The organism is Pseudomonas sp. LPB4.O (assembly GCF_038383825.1).
GTDB classification, from domain to species: domain Bacteria; phylum Pseudomonadota; class Gammaproteobacteria; order Pseudomonadales; family Pseudomonadaceae; genus Aquipseudomonas; species Aquipseudomonas putida.
In genome coordinates this window covers 3,080,510-3,097,325 of sequence record NZ_CP151298.1, presented here as the reverse complement: position 1 = coordinate 3,097,325, position 16,816 = coordinate 3,080,510, and the positions used below count along the sequence as shown (strand labels likewise).

At 63.2% G+C, this 16,816-nt stretch carries 12 protein-coding genes and 1 riboswitch; of the genes, 6 read left to right on the top strand and 6 right to left on the bottom strand.

Annotated elements, in window-relative coordinates; translation table 11 throughout:
* Positions 1-15: 15 nt before the first annotated feature.
* The gene (locus MRBLPB4O_RS13795; protein ID WP_341795536.1) at positions 16-1,017 is read left to right on the top strand and encodes a threonine/serine dehydratase; all 1,002 of its coding nucleotides are present in this window, start codon (positions 16-18) and stop codon (positions 1,015-1,017) included.
* Positions 1,014-1,961, top strand: coding sequence for an ornithine cyclodeaminase family protein (locus MRBLPB4O_RS13790; protein ID WP_341795535.1), 948 nt, complete (start codon positions 1,014-1,016; stop codon positions 1,959-1,961). The genes MRBLPB4O_RS13795 and MRBLPB4O_RS13790 overlap by 4 nt, the downstream gene beginning before the upstream one ends.
* Positions 1,962-1,974: 13 nt before the next feature.
* Here MRBLPB4O_RS13790 and codA read toward each other — a convergent pair whose 3' ends face one another.
* The 5 genes from codA to MRBLPB4O_RS13765 all read right to left on the bottom strand — a co-directional run bounded on the left by codA (position 1,975) and on the right by MRBLPB4O_RS13765 (position 7,291).
* Entirely contained in the window at positions 1,975-3,216 is a 1,242-nt protein-coding gene (gene codA / locus MRBLPB4O_RS13785; protein WP_341795534.1) for a cytosine deaminase, read from the bottom strand.
* Between the two features lie 4 nt (positions 3,217-3,220).
* Positions 3,221-4,438 carry a PucR family transcriptional regulator ligand-binding domain-containing protein gene (locus MRBLPB4O_RS13780; RefSeq protein WP_341795533.1) on the bottom strand — a complete coding sequence of 406 codons (1,218 nt, stop codon included), beginning with the start codon at positions 4,436-4,438 and terminating at the stop codon, positions 3,221-3,223.
* On the bottom strand, positions 4,435-5,700 hold the full coding sequence (gene codB / locus MRBLPB4O_RS13775) for a cytosine permease (RefSeq protein ID WP_341795532.1): 1,266 nt from the start codon (positions 5,698-5,700) through the stop codon (positions 4,435-4,437). Before codB ends, MRBLPB4O_RS13780 begins: the two co-directional genes overlap by 4 nt.
* A 281-nt stretch (positions 5,701-5,981) precedes the next feature.
* A complete protein-coding gene (gene tenA / locus MRBLPB4O_RS13770; RefSeq protein WP_341795531.1) occupies positions 5,982-6,647 on the bottom strand; it encodes a thiaminase II in 666 nt (221 codons plus the stop codon).
* Entirely contained in the window at positions 6,644-7,291 is a 648-nt protein-coding gene (locus MRBLPB4O_RS13765; RefSeq protein ID WP_341795530.1) for a TenA family protein, read from the bottom strand. The genes tenA and MRBLPB4O_RS13765 overlap by 4 nt, the downstream gene beginning before the upstream one ends.
* A 78-nt stretch (positions 7,292-7,369) precedes the next feature.
* A riboswitch (TPP riboswitch) is annotated at positions 7,370-7,484 on the bottom strand.
* A gap of 252 nt (positions 7,485-7,736) precedes the next feature.
* Here MRBLPB4O_RS13765 and MRBLPB4O_RS13760 point away from each other — a divergent pair.
* The 4 genes from MRBLPB4O_RS13760 (at position 7,737) to MRBLPB4O_RS13745 (ending at position 15,690) form a co-directional block, all read left to right on the top strand.
* Positions 7,737-11,132, top strand: coding sequence for an Ig-like domain-containing protein (locus tag MRBLPB4O_RS13760; protein ID WP_341795529.1), 3,396 nt, complete (start codon positions 7,737-7,739; stop codon positions 11,130-11,132).
* Between the two features lie 100 nt (positions 11,133-11,232).
* Positions 11,233-12,216, top strand: coding sequence for an SCO family protein (locus tag MRBLPB4O_RS13755; protein ID WP_341795528.1), 984 nt, complete (start codon positions 11,233-11,235; stop codon positions 12,214-12,216).
* Between the two features lie 81 nt (positions 12,217-12,297).
* The gene (locus tag MRBLPB4O_RS13750; protein ID WP_341795527.1) at positions 12,298-14,622 is read left to right on the top strand and encodes an EAL domain-containing protein; all 2,325 of its coding nucleotides are present in this window, start codon (positions 12,298-12,300) and stop codon (positions 14,620-14,622) included.
* A 60-nt stretch (positions 14,623-14,682) separates the two neighbouring features.
* Positions 14,683-15,690 (top strand): site-specific integrase, encoded by a 1,008-nt coding sequence (locus MRBLPB4O_RS13745; protein ID WP_341795525.1) that lies wholly within the window; start codon positions 14,683-14,685, stop codon positions 15,688-15,690.
* Here MRBLPB4O_RS13745 and MRBLPB4O_RS13740 read toward each other — a convergent pair.
* Positions 15,680-16,789 (bottom strand): SMP-30/gluconolactonase/LRE family protein, encoded by a 1,110-nt coding sequence (locus MRBLPB4O_RS13740; RefSeq protein WP_341798881.1) that lies wholly within the window; start codon positions 16,787-16,789, stop codon positions 15,680-15,682. The two genes, MRBLPB4O_RS13745 and MRBLPB4O_RS13740, sit on opposite strands and share 11 nt — an antisense overlap.
* Positions 16,790-16,816 lie beyond the last annotated feature (27 nt).

Below are 16,816 nucleotides of genomic sequence, written 5' to 3'. Positions count from 1 at the left end.
CATAAGGAGCACAGCATGCCAGCCACTACAGCTTCACCGACCTTTGCCGACAGCCTTTACCTCGATGCACTCTACGAATCCATCAAGGAAGCACACAGCGCACTGCGCCCAGCCGTCAGCATTACACCACTCACCTACAGCGCCCGGTTGTCGGCATTGAGCGGCTGCGAAGTCTTGCTGAAATGTGAACACCTGCAGCACACGGGGTCGTTCAAGTTCCGTGGCGCCAGCAACAAGATCCGCCTGCTGCCGACCGAAGTACGCAAGCGCGGGGTAATCGCTGCCTCTTCCGGCAACCACGGGCAGGCACTTGCACTGGCCGGCAAAACGGCTGGCGTGCCAGTGACTGTCTACACCGCCACTTCCGCCTCGCCATACAAACTGGAGGCGATGCGTGCGCTGGGCGCCGAAGTGCTTTGCCTGCCCACGGACCCGCTAAGTGCAGAGCTGGAGGCAGCCAGGCAAGCCAAGGCTCAGGGTGTACCGTTTGTGTCCCCCTACAACGACCTGCAAGTCATTGCCGGCCAGGGCACCATCGGCATGGAGTTGTTCGAGCAGGCACCCGACCTGGACGCGGTGTTTGTCGCCGTCGGCGGTGGCGGGATGATTGCCGGCATCGGTGCCGCCCTGCGCGTACTCAAGCCGGGTACCGAGATAATCGGCTGCTGGCCGGCGAATGACCCTGCACTGGAGCGATCCCTGAAGGCCGGAGAGATTGTCGAGGTGGACGCCCGCGAAACGCTGTCGGACGGCACAGCTGGCGGCGTCGAGCCCGGCGCTGTCACCTTGCCGCTGTGCCAGGCGTTGCTCACCGATACCGTACTGGTCAGCGAAGACGAAATTCGCGCCGCCATGCGCGTTATCGCCAGCACTGAACGCTGGATCATCGAAGGCGCTGCAGCGGTTGCGGTCGCCGGCATGCAAAAGCTCGCCGAGCGCTATCAGGGCAAACGTGTCGCAGTGATCCTGTGCGGCCGTAACATCGTGCTGGAAAAATTCCTCGAGGCCGTGCAATGAAAGTCTTCAGCGAGGCGCAGATCACCGCCAGCTTCAATCCCGAGCTGGCGGTTAGCCTGCTGGAAGAAGGCTTCATCGCCTACTCCAACGGCAAGGTCCAGGTGCCGCCCGTGCAGGCCTTCGCATTTCAAGCGGCGAACGGTGACTGCTGCGTGAAATCGGCCTACATCGAAGGCAGCCCTACCTTCACCGTCAAGCTTTCAACCGGTTTTTATGACAACCCTTCCAAGGGCCTGCCGAGCAACGATGGCCTGATGCTGGTGCTCTCGGCGCTCACCGGGCAGCCGCTGGCACTGCTGCAGGACCAAGGCTGGCTGACCGCGATGCGCACCGCGCTGGCCGGGCGTATTGCTGCCCGGCTGCTGGCACCGGCCGAGGTCAAGGCCATTGGCATCCTCGGCACCGGCATGCAGGCGCAGATGCAGCTTGAACAGCTGCGCGCCGTTACCGATTGCCGCCAGGCCATTGTCTGGGGCCGGCATGAAAACGGGCTTGTGGCCTATGCAGCATTTGCCCGTGAACTGGGCTTTGAGGTTCGCACCACACGGGATGCGGCAGAGGTCGCGGGCGCGGCAAACCTGATTGTCTGCACCACCCCTTCCCGCCAGGCGCTGCTGCACAGCGAGTGGGTCCAACCGGGTACGCATATCACTGCCGTCGGCGCCGATGCACCCGGCAAGCAGGAGCTGGACCCGGCACTGGTGGCCAGGGCAGACCGCATCATCGTCGACTCGGTCGCCCAGTGCAGCCAGTACGGCGAAGTGGCTCACGCGCTCGAGAGCGGTCAGCTACACGCGAACCAGCTGATCGAGTTGGGTGCGCTGTTGGCCGGCCGCACCAAAGGGCGCGAGCACGACGGCCAGATCACCCTGGCAGACCTGACCGGCGTGGCTGTGCAGGATGCTCAAATTGCGAGCTGCGCCCTGGCTGCACTGAGCACCTGAAGCCATAGCGAAGTCAGAGCAAACGCTGCACCTGTGCCGGCGTACGCTGCATCAGCACCTTGCCATTGCGTACCGACACCAGTGCATGCCCCTGGGTACGGACCATTTCGTAATCATCAGGCGCCGACAACAGCAACAGGTTCGCCGGCCGCCCCACCTCGATGCCATAGCGCTCGCCAAGGTTCAAGGTGCGGGCGCTGTTATCGGTGACCAGGTCAAGGCAACGCTGCAGGTCTTCGTAGCCGAGCATGTGGCAGATGTGCAGGCCGGCTTCAAGAATGCGCAGGATGTTGCCATTGCCCAACGGGTACCACGGGTCGACGATGGAATCCTGGCCAAAGCACACGTTCATCCCGGCACGGTCGATCTCGGCAACACGGGTGACGCCACGGCGTTTGGGGTAGTTGTCAAAACGCCCTTGCAGGTGAATGCTCTCGGTCGGGCACGACACGAAGTTGATGCCCGACAGCTTTAGCAGGCGGAACAGCTTGTAGCAGTAGGCATTGTCATACGAGCCCATGGCCACGGTATGGCTGGCTGTCACCCGGGCCCCCATGCCCCGCACCCGGGCCTCTTCGGCCAGCACTTCAAGAAAACGTGATTGCGGGTCATCGGTCTCGTCGCAGTGCACGTCCACCAGGCAACCGGTACGCTCGGCCAGGTCCATCAGGAACTTCACCGACGACACGCCCTGGTCGCGGGTATTCTCGAAATGCGGAATGCCGCCGACCACATCGGCGCCGATGGCCACCGCTTCGGTCATCAGCGCCCGGCCGTTGGCGTACGACTCGATCCCCTCCTGCGGGAAGGCGACAATCTGCAAATCGACCAGTTCGCGCACTTCGTCACGCACTTCGACCATAGCCTTGAGCGCGGTGAGTTTCGGGTCGGTCACATCGACGTGGGTGCGCACATGCTGGATTCCGTGGTCCACCAGCATGCCGATGGTCTTTTTCGCGCGTGCCTTGATGTCTTCATGGGTGGTGATTTCCTTGCGCTCGGCCCAGCATTCGATGCCTTCGAACAGGGTACCGCTCATGTTCCACCGGGGCTCGCCGGCAGTCAGTGTGGCGTCGAGGTGGATATGCGGTTCGACAAAGGGCGCCACCACCAGGTTTTGCCCTGCGTCCAGCTCATGGGCGGCAACGGGCGCCACCACCTCGGCCTGCGGCACGATGGCGGCAATGCGCTCGCCGTTCAGTTCGATGCGGAACAGGCCAGGCTTGCCGCGCAGCCGTGCGTTGATGATGTTCATGCTGTTACTCCTTGCCGTGGGCTTCGCTCATGCGCCATACCAGCATGGCGACCGAAGCATTCATGCGAAAAAGCGGGTCATCAATGGACTGCCCGCTCAGTTGTTCGATGCGCTGGATGCGCTGATTGATGGTGTTGCGGTGCAGCCCTAGCCGCTGTGCAGCCTTGAGGCCGTTGCCGTTTTCCATGAGCAAGGCGTCGAGGGTGTGCACCAGAGCATTGGCCTGCTTGCGGCCAGGGGCGATCAACGGGCCAAGCGTACGGCTGACGAAATCGTCGATCAGCGAGCGGTCGACGATACCTTGCAGCAGGCGCAGCACGCCCAGTTCGCTGAAGTTGCAATAGCCGTTGGCTGGGCGCAGGTGCTGCGCGACGTCCAGGGCCTGACGCGCCTCGTTGAGGGCCTGACGATAGTGCGCGCAATCGTCGGCGACGCTCGACAAACCCATGTGCAAACTCAGTTCACCCGTCGTGGCCTGCAGCTGCCGGTAAAGCGCAGCCAACGTCTCAGGCAGATCGTGTGTATCGGCCAGCAGCAACACGAACAGATCACCCGGCAGCTGCGCGGTAACGCTGCCTGGCCGTTGGCGGCACCAGGCTTCGAGCTGGTCTTCCAGGGCCTGCCGGGTAGCTTGCCAGGTACGCTCGCCGTGGGCCAGCCCGTGGCGCTCGAACAAACCGTCCACGCCTGCCAGGCGCAAAGCCAGCAAGCGACGCGGCTCGTCCAGTGCCAGCTGTAGGTGCGTTGCGCGCTGCCGGGCAATCGCCAGGCTCGGGTAGTCGCCAGTGAGCAGCTGGCCAAGGATATCGTGACGCGAGCGGCGTACCTGGCTCATCTGCACCAACGCCGTGCCGATCAGGTGGGTAACCACCACCATCTTCAACGCGTAGGGCTGCTCGATCAACGGCATGCCAAGTTGCTCGGCTTGTGCGATGACAGACGCCGGGACGCTCTGGATAAAGCTGCCGCCGGTGAGGATCACCATGCCGGCGATGCCCACGGCGTCGCCGTCTTCCAGCAGGCTCAACAGGTTGGCCTCGCCGCGCGGGTGGTTGATGCCGGTAACGAACACCAGTTCACCGCCCATTACCCATTCAGCGATGCCTTCGTTTTCCGCCACATACGGCCAGCGCACCCGCCGCTGAAGGTTACGTGCCCCGGCCAGCACACGCATCTCGTGCAGGCCAGGCAACTGCAGGATCTCGTCCAGCGCCAGGCTCACGGCTCCACACCTGCCTGGCCCGGCGCCCGGCGGCGTGCGCCCAGTTCGAGCATGACGATGTAGCACAGGGCCGAGGCGCCTATACCCACCAGCGGAGCGACCCAGGGCGAGGCGTACGCCAACACTGCGCCCACGGCATAGGCAAACAGCCCGGTGAAGTTGTAGCGTGGCAGGCTTGCGGTGCCCAGTGCCGGGTATTGGCCGCGGTGTCGGTACCAGAAGTCAGCCATGATCACCCCGCCCACCGGTGGAATGATCGACCCCAGCAGCACCAGGAACGGGATCAGCATTTCGTACATGCCACCAATCGCCAGCACAATGCCAACCCCGGCCGCCACCAGCGTTGCCGTGCGCCGGCGCTCACTGCGCAGCAAATGGCAGGCGGCCGCCGACACGTTGTAGATGGTCGGCCCCTGAATGGTCCACAGGTTCAGGCACAGCATCACTACCGCCGCGAACGACAGGCCCTGCAGCATCATTACTTCGACAATATCGGCCTGTTGGTAAACCATCGCGCACCAGGCACCGGCCACCACCATCAGGCCGTTGCCAAGCAAGAATGCCACCACGCTGGCGATCACCGCCACCCGGCTGCTACGCGACAGCCGTGTCCAGTTGGTCGCTTGGGTGGCACCACTGGCGAAGGTGCCGAACACCATGGTCACTGCTGCCGAAAAGGTCATGGTCTCGTGCGGCACTACTGCAGCCAGGCCGGCAAAGCCACCGGCATCGCGGGTGGCGATGTACATCGACACCAACAGCAGCACGAACATCAATGGCACCGACACGCGCGACAGCACGTCCAGCCCCTTGAAGCCGATGATGGCAGTAATGCTGAAACCCAGCCCGAACAGCACCATCAACGGTAAACCGAAGCCTTCCGCCAACCCCAACAGCTTGACCAGCACGATGGCCACCGTGGCCGTACCCCAGGCGTACCAACCCAGTTCAGCGAAACCCAGCAGAAAGTCCGAGAGCCGGCTACCTGCCTCGCCGAAACAGAAACGCCCCATCAGTACGGTATTCAGCCCGCTGCGCGAAGCGATGAATGCCAACGCTGCGGCATACATCGCCAGCAGGCTGTTGCCGACGGTGGCCACCCACAACATGTCGACAAAATTGAAAGCCATGCCCAGCTTGCCGCCGGCGAACATCGTGCCGGTGAAAAAGGTAAAGCTGAACAAGACCATGGCAATCGGCAGCAGGCCCTTGCGGGCAGACTGCGGGGCTTCGCTGAGGGGATATTCGCTGGGTGAGCTCATTGCACGGGGGCTCCGGGTGATAGTTGGGAGCTGGAAGAGCAATATGCGGGCCGCTTTTTCGAGGGCCGAAACCCGGAATCAAATCGGGCAGGCAGCCCAGAAGGTGATGTGCACTGTGAACATTAAAGTCGCATTTCGGCGTTATGAAGGTGTGCTGAACGACTTATTTTGAGGCATTCATGCACCAAAGCGGGCTTGGGCTGGGTAGGATTCACCCAGACGACCAAGCACTTTGGGGCTGCTGCGCAAGCCATCGCCGGCAAGCCGGGCGGCCCCGGGGGCTACGCCACCCCGTCCAGGCCCATCTGCCAGAAGTCTGCCTCCAGGCTGGATGCCTGGCCAAAGATCCCCACCAACTCGGCAAACCGCTGCTCGGTCATGCTCCGCGCTGCCAGCTCATCCAGGTGCTTGCGCGCTGCGGCCGCCACCCCTTGGTAGCCTTCACCGGCATACTCGCCAATCCACTCGCGGTACGGGTGATTGCTCAAATCGCCAATCCGATCGGCCAGGGTCCGGCCGATTTCGGCATAGCCGATCACGCAGGGTGCCAGGGCCACATGCAGCTCCAGCAGGTCGCCGGCAGCGCCGCAGTCCAGCACGTAGCGCGTGTACGCCACGGTGGCCTGGTGCTCCGGCGCGGCCTCGATATCGGCCTGGGTCAGCCCCCAGCGGGCGCACAGGCGCAAGTGCAGGTCGGTTTCATCCAGAATCGCCGCCAACCCGGCCTGCGCCGCGCGGATGTCGGCCGGGCGCCGGCTCTTGTAGGCCGCCAGTGCCCAGGCGCGGGCGAACTGGATGAGGAACAGGTAATCCTGTACCAGGTAGGTCCGGAACGCTTCCTCGCTCAGCGTGCCCTCGCCCATCTGCCGCACAAAGTCATGGTCTACGTAGCTGTGCCACTGTTGGGTGGCTACGGCCTTGAGGCGCTCGAAGATATCCATGCTCATTTGCCCTCCGGGTAGACGGCATCGAAGAAGGCCAGCTCCAGCGCAACGGTGCGCTGGTAGAAATCGCTCGCCAGTGCGGCTTCCCGCGGGCCGACACGGTCCAGCTCAGACTGCAGGAAGGCAACAAAGGCCTGGAATGCCGGGTTGTTGTGCAGGGTGATCCACTCGGCATGGACAAAATTGTCCGGCATCGGCTTGGGTGCCTTGAGCGCCCAGTCGAGGTAAAGGCCTTCGGCAACGTTGAGCACTGCCAGCGCCGCTGCATAGGAGCGGGTCGCTGCCGCTTCACGCATGATCGCCTTGAACCCCGCGGTTGGCACGGTATCGGCGGGTGCGCTGCGTTGTGCGGGGCTCACGTCCAGGGCCTCGAAAGCACGCAGGAAGTAGGTGTTCTCATCGCTGGAAATCATCCCGGCAAAGCAGCCGAAGCGCAGACGCGCCTCGAACGTATCGGCGGTCGCGATGGCCGCACCCAGCAAGGTCAGGAAACTGTCGAGAAAGCGATGGTCCTGCACCAGGTAGTCGACCATGATCGGGTCCGGCAGGCTGCCGTCGCACAATTGGGTCACGAAACGGTGGCCAACGGCCGCCGACCAGGTCGGCTCGCTTTGGCGACGCAGGGACTGGCTGAAACGTTCGGTCATGTTGCTGTCCTTGATGTAGGTGACAGCGAGACCTTGGCAGTTGGCATGGGCGGGCCTCGCAGTGAGGCCGGCAAAAAGGCAGGTTACAAGCCCCATCCCTTCGCCGGCATGATCCGGAGCAGGTTCGAAGGGTCACCGCGCTGCTGCTTGCAGCGGTTTCTCAGCCCTTTGCCGGGCTCCCCTTGGTGGCGAACAGGTATACCCCAGCGGATCGAGGCTGTCACGCCCCCAATCCACCCAATCAGGGGGCATTGGGTCACCCGCTTGTGGGGATTTATACCCATTCTTGACGCTCCGTCATCTAGCGCACGTCAGGCGCCACAAGGATATGTTTAACAAAGCATTACTCGGATATCTGTTGGCACAGCCGTTGCTCAAGGCCTTTTATCGGGCAAAACGCCATTGATGGCTAGAAGCCATAAAGCCGCGAGCGAGGCACAAGGCAATGAAAACACCTGCCGTGATCCACCCTACCAGGCACGCATTCCAGCTATCTTCGGTCACTGCGCTGATGCTCAGCCTCGGACTGATCACGGCCATGGCCGCCCCCATGGACGACAACAGTCAGCCGCCGCCGACCGACTCATCGGCCTATACCGACCAGCCGGCTGACCCGACCCCGGCTTTGCTCAACCTGAACACTTTGCCAGAAGCCAACCAAGGCTCACTGGAGCTTATCAACGGCGTGTACGGTGACCGCAATACAGTGCGCACCGATAACGTGCTGCCGCCAGCCTTGCAAACCTCGGACAGGTACCCCACCAACGGCAAACCCAGCCCATTGTTCGGTGCGCAACCCTTCACGCAGCAACTGTTGTTGTTCGAAGAGTTCGGGCCAGAAAAACTGGACCCGACACTGCCGCGGCCCGACCTTGGCTTCCCAGTGCCCACCCTCGGCGCGGCACCCGCGCAAGACCCTAACGTAGTGGCCCGCAGCGGTCCTAACGGCACTGCGCTGGAGGCCTTCCTCAAACAACCTGGCCTATACCCCTTCCCGACCCAGTACTCCAATGTGCTGGACCGCAACCCCTGGAAGGCGCAGATCGAGATGTTCCTCAACCGCCAGCCGGTCGGTTCGCCTGCTGAAGGCCGGCCACCAGGAAAAGGCTGGTCGCACCAGCGCTGGAACGAGTTCTACCCGCAGGCGGCGTTCAAGACTGCCCAGGCCGGTGCGCGGATCAACCTCGGGCTGCGTGACCGCAAACAGCTGCACAACTATGCGGTTGGCGAGTTCGCCCCCGGCGGCCTGTATTACCAGACCTCCGACATCCCGACCACACTGGGCACCACCAAGGGCATCGACACACGCTTTCACCCGAACATGCCCTTGCAGAACCACAAGTCGCTGTGGACATTCGACGGCACCTTCCCGGCCAAGCTGTTGATGGTGCGCTACGGCCAGCCGATCCTGATGCGCCATTACAACGCCCTGCCGATCGACCCCTCGGCCAACGGCGGCTTTGGTCTGCACACCCTCTCCACCCACGAGCACAACGGCCACTCCCCGGCCGAGAGCGATGGCTTTGCCAATGCCTACTTCTTCCCGGGCCAGTACTACGACTACCGTTGGCCAGTGCAACTGGCCGGGTATGACACCATCAACACCCGTGCCCAGGACCCGCGTGCCGCCTTCCCCTGCTCACCGGGCGAAACCCTGTTCGTCAATGACGCCACGCCGGGCCTTAAAACCTGCCAGAACGGCAGCATCAAGATTCGCGGTGACTGGCGTGAAACCATGAGCACGCACTGGTTCCACGACCACATGATGGATTTCACGGCGCAGAACGTCTACAAGGGCAACGCCGTGATGATGAACTACTACAGCGCCCTGGACCGCGGTAACGAAGCCCTGCAGGATGGCGTAAACCTGCGCTTCCCCAGCGGCTCGGGCATGCCGTGGGGCAACCGTGACTATGACGTCAACCTCATGATTGCCGACAAGGCCTGGGATGCCAACGGCCAGCTGTGGTTCAACCCGTTCAACACCGATGGCTTCCTCGGTGACCAGATACTGGTCAACTGGCAGTACCAGCCCAAGCTCAAGGTGCGGGCGCGCAGCTACCGCTTCCGTATCCTCAACGGCTCGGTATCGCGCTACTTCAAGTTTGCCGTGGTGCGGGAAATTGTTGGTACCAGCGGTGAGTTCAAAGGCCCCGCCGGCTCCAACCTGTCGTATGCCCGGGTGCCGTTCCACATGATCGCCAACGACGGCAACATCATGGAACACGCCGTGCCATTCGACGGCACCATGGATCTCAACGGTGACGGCAACCTGCAGGACAACAACGGCATCCTGCCGCTCCAAGCCATCGCCGAGCGCTATGACATCATCATCAACTTTGCCAAGAACGGCATCAAGGCAGGCGACAAGCTGTACTTCGTCAACCTCCAGGAGCACCGCACCGGCAAGGGCCCGGAAGCTATCATTGCGCTGGCCGACGTGCTGTCGGGAAAATACAAGGCGGTGATCAAGCAGACCAGCAAAGGCCCGCAGTGGGACAACGGCGACCCCGCAGTCGGCAAGTTCTTGCAACTGCTGGTACAGCCTTATACCGGCCAGGACCTGAGCATGGACCCGGTGGCCTATGAGCCAGCCAAGCCAGGCAAGGCCGCAGGCCTGAAAATGCTACCGCTGCCAATTGACCGAAACTCCGCCGCCGACCTGGCCAAACTCAAGGATGCCCGCCATCGCGAGTTCATCTTTGGCCGCTCCGACGGCACCGACACCAAGCCGTGGACCATCAAGACCGATGGTGGCTTCGGCTATAGCATGGACCCACGACGCATCACTGCTGCACCGCAATTGGCCAATCAGTCTACTGACGGTGGTTTCAGCGGGGACGGCACCCTGGAAGTGTGGAAAATCATCAACGGCGGCGATGGCTGGAGCCACCCGGTGCACGTGCACTTCGAGGAAGGCGTGATTCTGAGCCGTGACGGCAAGGCGCCACCAGAATGGGAAAAATGGGCGCGCAAGGACGTGTACCGCATCGGGCCGGAGACCGAATCTTCGGAAGAAGTGGAAATGGCCATCCGCTTCCGCGAGTTCGCCGGTACCTACATGGAGCACTGCCACAACACCCAACATGAGGACTCGTCGATGCTGCTGCGCTGGGACGTTGAGCACCCGGGGCAGTTCCAGGTGATGCCGACCCCGCTGCCAGGATGGGATGGCGTGCGATACATGGCTTCGGTGGGCTTGCCGACCTTCCGTACCAAAGGCAATGACGACAATGACGACTCGGCCAACAAGCCCCCCGTCGCAGCCAATGACAGTGCAGCCACTACCGCTGGCAAGCCAATTACCCTGAACGTGCTGGCCAACGACACCGATCCGGACGGCAACGTACCGCTGACCGTGACCGGCCTCAGCCAGCCAGACTTCGGCCAGGGTTCAGTCAGCACGGGCGGCACCACGGTGGTTTATACCCCACCTGCCACGGTCACCACGCCGTTCACTGCCAGCTTCAACTACACGGTGCGTGATGCCAAAGGGGCCGAGTCGGTAACCCCGGCCACAGTCAGCATCGCCGTGAGTGCGGCGGCAGCGATTGACCAGATCCAGGTCACCAGTGCCACGGTGCAGGTGCGCAGCGGCAACCGCTTCACCTGGGATGTGCAAGGGACCACCACGGTGGCCACGGGCAACAGCATCACTGTGACTGTGGCAACTACCGGCGGCCCGGTCAGCCTGGGTAACGCGACGCTGACAGCTGCTACTACGGGTGCCCGTTGGCGGGTAACGGTGACCACCACCGGCTTCGGTCCGGCCACGCCGGCAACGGTCACGGTGAAATCGGCGCTGGGCCAGACGGTGACTGCACCAGTCAGATATCAGTGAGTGCACCGCTCCCACAGAAATCGCGCAGCCGCGAGCGCTGTGAAGGTTCTGTGGGAGCGGCCGTGCCCGCGAAGGGCTGCACACCATCGAGGACCCTATCATGCCTGGCTCATGGCGTTTCCTGCTGGTACTCGCGGTATTTGCCGCCAGCATCCCGTTCTGGCCACTGCAACCGCAAAAACCGGTCGCTGAAGCAAGCGCGAGCCCTTGGGGCGCCGACTACTTCCCCAACATCCCCCTGCTCACCCAAGACGGCGAGAAGGTGCGTTTCTTCGACGACCTTATCAAGGACAAGGTGGTCGCCATCAACTTCATCTTCACCGGCTGCACTGACTCCTGCCCGGTGGAAACCGCGCGGTTGCGCCAGGTGCAAAAGATTCTGGGTGACCGGGTCGGCAAGGACATATTCCTCTATTCCATCAGCATCGACCCCTACAACGACACCCCCGCCACCCTGAAGCGCTACGCCGAAAAATTCGGCATCGGCCCTGGCTGGACGCTGCTCACCGGCGAGCCCGACGACATCGAGCAATTGCGCCGTAGCCTGGGTTTGTGGATAGACGGCCTGGAAAACGGCCGCTCCAAAGACCACAACCTGAGCCTTATCATCGGCAACCAGGCCACCGGCCGCTGGATGAAGGCCTCGCCCTTCGAAAGCCCGTACATCCTCGCTGACCGGCTGGGCAACAGCTTGCACAACTGGAAGCAGGCCAGCGCCATGAACAATGATTATGCCCAGGCCCCCGAGATACGTTCGCCCAGCAGTGGCGAGCAGATTTTCCGTACGCGTTGTTCTTCCTGCCACACCTTGGGCAACACCGAGCCAGGCCAGCCAGGTATCGGCCCCGACCTGCTGGGCGTAACCCGCCAGCGTGACGCCAACTGGCTGACCCGCTGGCTGAAGGAGCCCGACCAGATGCTGGCCGAGAAAGACCCACTGGCCATGCTGCTGTATGAGCAATATAACCGCCTGGCCATGCCCAACATGCGCCTGGGCGATGCCGAAGTCAGCGCATTGATGAGCTATATCGAGGAAGAAACCGCGCGCCTGCAAACACCTGTCGCGAATAGGGAAAACCCTTAAAGGCGATTAGCCATTAGTCATCAACCTGTCATCTCCTTGTCGTATTTTTTGAGCATCACCCAGGGTCGGGAACTGTCAGCAGTGATACGCCGTTCGCTTTCATCCGCCAGCCTCCTGCGACTGCTGATCCTGATGCTCTGTGCAGCCACCCTGGCCTTTCTCTGGGGGCTGCACATCACGCAGAAAGCCGCCGCCCGCCAGGACGCGCTGTCGGCCAAGGCCGCCGAGCACCTGAACCTGGCCAGCATCGTCGGTGAAAGCCTGCGCCAGCTGGTCGACCGCGCCCAGGCCGTTGGCCGGGTCACCCAGGACGACATGAAGGTGCTACGCCAGGGCAACTTCAGCCTGGCGCGGATACTGGCCGAGGACCCGGTGTTCAAGCGCATGAGCCTGTACGACCGGCAAGGCCGGCTGTTGTCAGCCAGCCATACCGACGAAGCTTCCGCACTGCCCGAGGACTGGTTACGCCAGCTGCAACTGCACGTTGCCCGCTATGGTTTCCAGCCCTTTCTGCCCAGCGTGCAGGCGCCGGACCAGCAGGCCACCCTGCCCAACTGGCGCCTGCCGTTTCTGCTGCCGTTGACCGACCTGCCAGGCCGCGAAATCGAAAACATCCTGGTGGTGCAGCTGGACATCGGCTACCTGGCGGTGCTGTTCCAGCATATCGACCTGGGCAGCAGCGGGCTGGTGCGCCTGCTGCAGGATGACGGGCTGGAGCGGCTGCGCATAGACACCAGCGGCGTAGTGGTGGCCGGCGACGGGTTGCAGCCTGAACTGCCGGATACCGGCAGCGACGCGGGCATGCTGACCCAATACGCGGCCGGCGACGCGTACCAGAGCCTGTACCGACATGTGCCAAAGCGCGGGTTCAGCATAGTGGTCAGCCAGCGCCAGGATGAAATCCTCGCACCTTCGACCCTGGCCTATTCCCGGCAATTCTGGTTGAACCTGAGCATGACGCTGATGATCATCGCCAGCCTGCTGTGGACCTTGCGTCTGCTGCGCAAGCGGCAAGAGGCCTTCAGCGCCCTGGAACATGCCCAGCAGGTCAACCAGCAGCTTATCGGCCGCCTTGAGGACGAACACCGGCGCAGCAGCCATGCCGCCGCCACCGACCACCTCAGCGGGCTGCACAACCGCCGCCAGTTCGTCGAGGTGGCCGGTCAGGCGCTGACCCGCCAGCGTGGCAAGCGCCGGTTGATGGCAATCCTGTTCATCGACATGGACCGCTTCAAGTCGATCAACGATTCGCTCGGGCACAAGATCGGCGACCTGCTGCTCCAGGCCGTAGCCGGGCGCATCCAGCGTTTGCTGGAGCCCGGTGACGAGGCGTCGCGCTTTGGCGGCGACGAATTCGTGGTGTTGCTGGCGGGTGAGCGCAGCGAAGACCAGATCAATGCCTGGGTCCGTGAACTGGTCCAGCGCTTGTCGGCCACTTATGCCCTTGACGGCCAGGAGGTCAACACCAGCCCGAGTGTAGGCGTGAGCATCTGCCCACGCGACGGCCAGGACATCGACAGCCTGATCCGCAGTGCCGATGCCGCAATGTATTCGGCCAAGCAGGCCGGCCGGGCCCAGTACCGCTTCTTCGACCCCTCGCTGAACCTGGCCGACATCCAGGCCTTTACCCTTGAACAGGCCTTCGGCAGCGCCTTGGCCGAGCGCCAGTTCGTGCTGCACTACCAGCCGCAGATCCGCCTCGACACCCAGCAGGTACTGGGCTACGAAGCGCTGGTGCGCTGGGACCACCCCGAGTTCGGCCTGCTGTACCCGGACCGCTTCATCGACCTGGCAGAGCGCAGCGGCTTCATTGTCGATCTGGGCTGGGAGGTGTTGCGCCTGGCCTGCGAGGCGCTGGCAGACTGGGACGTACAGGGCCGCGGAACGCGGCTGGCCGTCAATGTCTCCGCCCTGCAACTGCGCCAGGGCGACTTCGCCATGCGGCTGCTGAACGAACTGCAAAGGTATGCCATCGCCCCGCAGCGGCTGGAGCTGGAAATTACCGAAACCACCATCCTCGACCCCGAAGGTACGGCCGTGGAGCACCTGCATACCCTGCGCGGCGCCGGCCTGGGCATCAGCCTGGATGATTTCGGCCGTGGCTACGCCGGCTTCGCCCATCTGCATTCGCTGCCATTGAGCAAGCTGAAGATCGACCGCTCGCTGATCGCCCCGCTGTCCAACAGCCCTGATGACAGCCCAATCGTGTCCTCCACCATCATCCTGGCCAAGCGCCTGGGCCTGGAAGTGGTTGCCGAAGGCGTGGAAACCCGCGAACAGGTGGTGTGCCTGAAGCTTGCCGGTTGTGATATCGCCCAGGGCTACCACTTCAGCCGGCCACTGTCGCCGGCGCAGTTGCGCGACTACCCGCCCTTCAATGGCGTCGAGGAGAAAGCATGCGTGTAATGCCAACCCTGGCGCTGACCCACTGACCCCAGCTGACGCTCCTACAGAGACCGCGCTGGCATGCAATATCCCTTGATTCGGTTTATCGTGTGCCCATTACCCATCGACACCCGTACCATGACCGATATCGAGCGCTACCTTCGCGCCGCCACCCGCGACAACACCCGGCGCAGCTACCAGGCTGCCATCGAGCACTTCGAAACCCACTGGGGCGGTTTTCTCCCGGCCACTGCCGAGAGCATTGCCCGCTACCTGGCCGACCACGCCGACCAGCATGCCGTCAGCACCCTGCGCCAGCGCCTGGCTGCGCTCAGCCAATGGCACGTCGCCCAAGGCTTCCCCGACCCGACCAAGGTGCCGCTGGTGCGCCAGGTGCTCCGCGGTATCCGCACCCTGCACCCGACGCCGCCCAAGCAGGCAGCCCCGCTGTTGTTGCAGCACCTGCAAACTGCGGTGACCTGTTTTGAAGAGGAGGCCCGCCAGGCCCGTGAACATCACGACCTGGCCGCCCTGCGCCGGGCCCGCCGTGACAGTGCGCTGCTGTTGCTGGGTTTCTGGCGTGGCTTTCGTGGTGATGAACTGGCGCGCCTGCGCATCGAACATATCAAGGCCGAAGCGGGTGTCGGTATCACGTTGTTCCTGCCGCGCAGCAAGGGCGACCGAGAAGCCCTGGGCGTGCAACACCGCACCCCTGCTCTCAAGGCCTTGTGCCCGGTCACGGCCTACCTGCAATGGCTGGAGGTCGCCGGCATTGCCCATGGGCCGGTGTTCCGCAAGCTCGACCGCTGGGGCAACCTCGGTGACAGCGCGCTCAACAGCAACAGCCTGGTCGGCTTGCTGCGGCGCATGCTGGAGCGTGCCGGGGTACCGGCGGCGCTGTATACCGGCCACTCGCTACGGCGTGGCTTCGCCACCTGGGCAACCGCCAATGGCTGGGAACTGAAATCGCTGATGAGCTACGTGGGTTGGAAAGACGCCAAGTCGGCCTTGCGCTATATCGACTCGGCGCAGCGCTTTGGCGAATTGGCCGTTTTACCGGCCGGCCAGACGCAACTGCTTATTCCTTGAAGCTGTGCCGGGCAACGCCGCCAGTTTCCGGGCGGATGGCATACAGGTCGCCAGCATCGGGGTAATGGTGCAGCTCTTCCGGGCTCATGTCGAAGCGCGCGGTGCTGATGTACAAGGTGTTCAAGCCCGGCCCTCCAAAGCAGCAACTGGTGGGGCACGGTACCGGCATCAACACCTGGTCGGTCAGGTGGCCGTGGCGGTCGTAACGCAGCAGGCAGCTGCCATGGTACTGGCACACCCACAGCCCGCCTTCGCGGTCCAGCGCCAGGCCATCCGGCCGCCCCAGTTCAGCGGGGGTTTCGGCAAACAGCGTCACCGCACCCAGTCGGCCTTCGACGAGGTACTCGGCGCGGTAGATGGCGCGCGCCGCCGAATCGACGAAGTACACCGTATGGCCATCCTGCGACCAGGCAAGGCCGGTGGGCAAGGCCATGTCGTCGTGGATCACCTGGTCGTTCAACTGCCCGTCGAAGCGGAACAGCGCCCCGGTATTGCCGCTCAAGGCCTCGTCCATCAGCCCGGTAACGAAGCGTCCTTGCGGGTCGCAGGCGCCGTCGTTGAAGCGGTAGGTTGAACGCGGGTGGACAGATGCAGAATGCTGGAGCACCTTGCGCGCCGGTACATCGAAGATGGCCACGCTGGCATCTTCTGTGAAAATCAGGTTGCCCCGGTCGGTTAGCGCCAAGGCGCCAATGCGCGCGGCTGACGCGTAAACGCTGTGAACTTCGCCGTCCGGTGTCAGGCAGTTGATGCGCCCGCCAGAAATATCAACGAAGTACAATGCGCCGCTGCGCTCATCCCAGACCAGGCTTTCACCCAGGTCCGCGCGCGTGTTGGCGACTTTGACCGGCACGTAGTTGCATTCCTTGATGCGGTTCCAGCGCTCGGCCACTTCCGCCAGGTCGGCGGCCTGCACACGGCCCAGGTCCCGGGGGTAGCTGACGCCGCTGTTTTCGTTGAAGCGGGTGGCGGTGAACTGGCCGTTGCTGGCGCGCAAGATGTAGCCGGTGTCATGGCACAGCGCACTGGCCAGGTACAGCACGCCAGGCGTAACCCACTCGGGCTTCAGCTCTTCTGGCGGTTGGCTGATGCCCCACATGCGGGTCTTGGCCACCGGCGATATGGC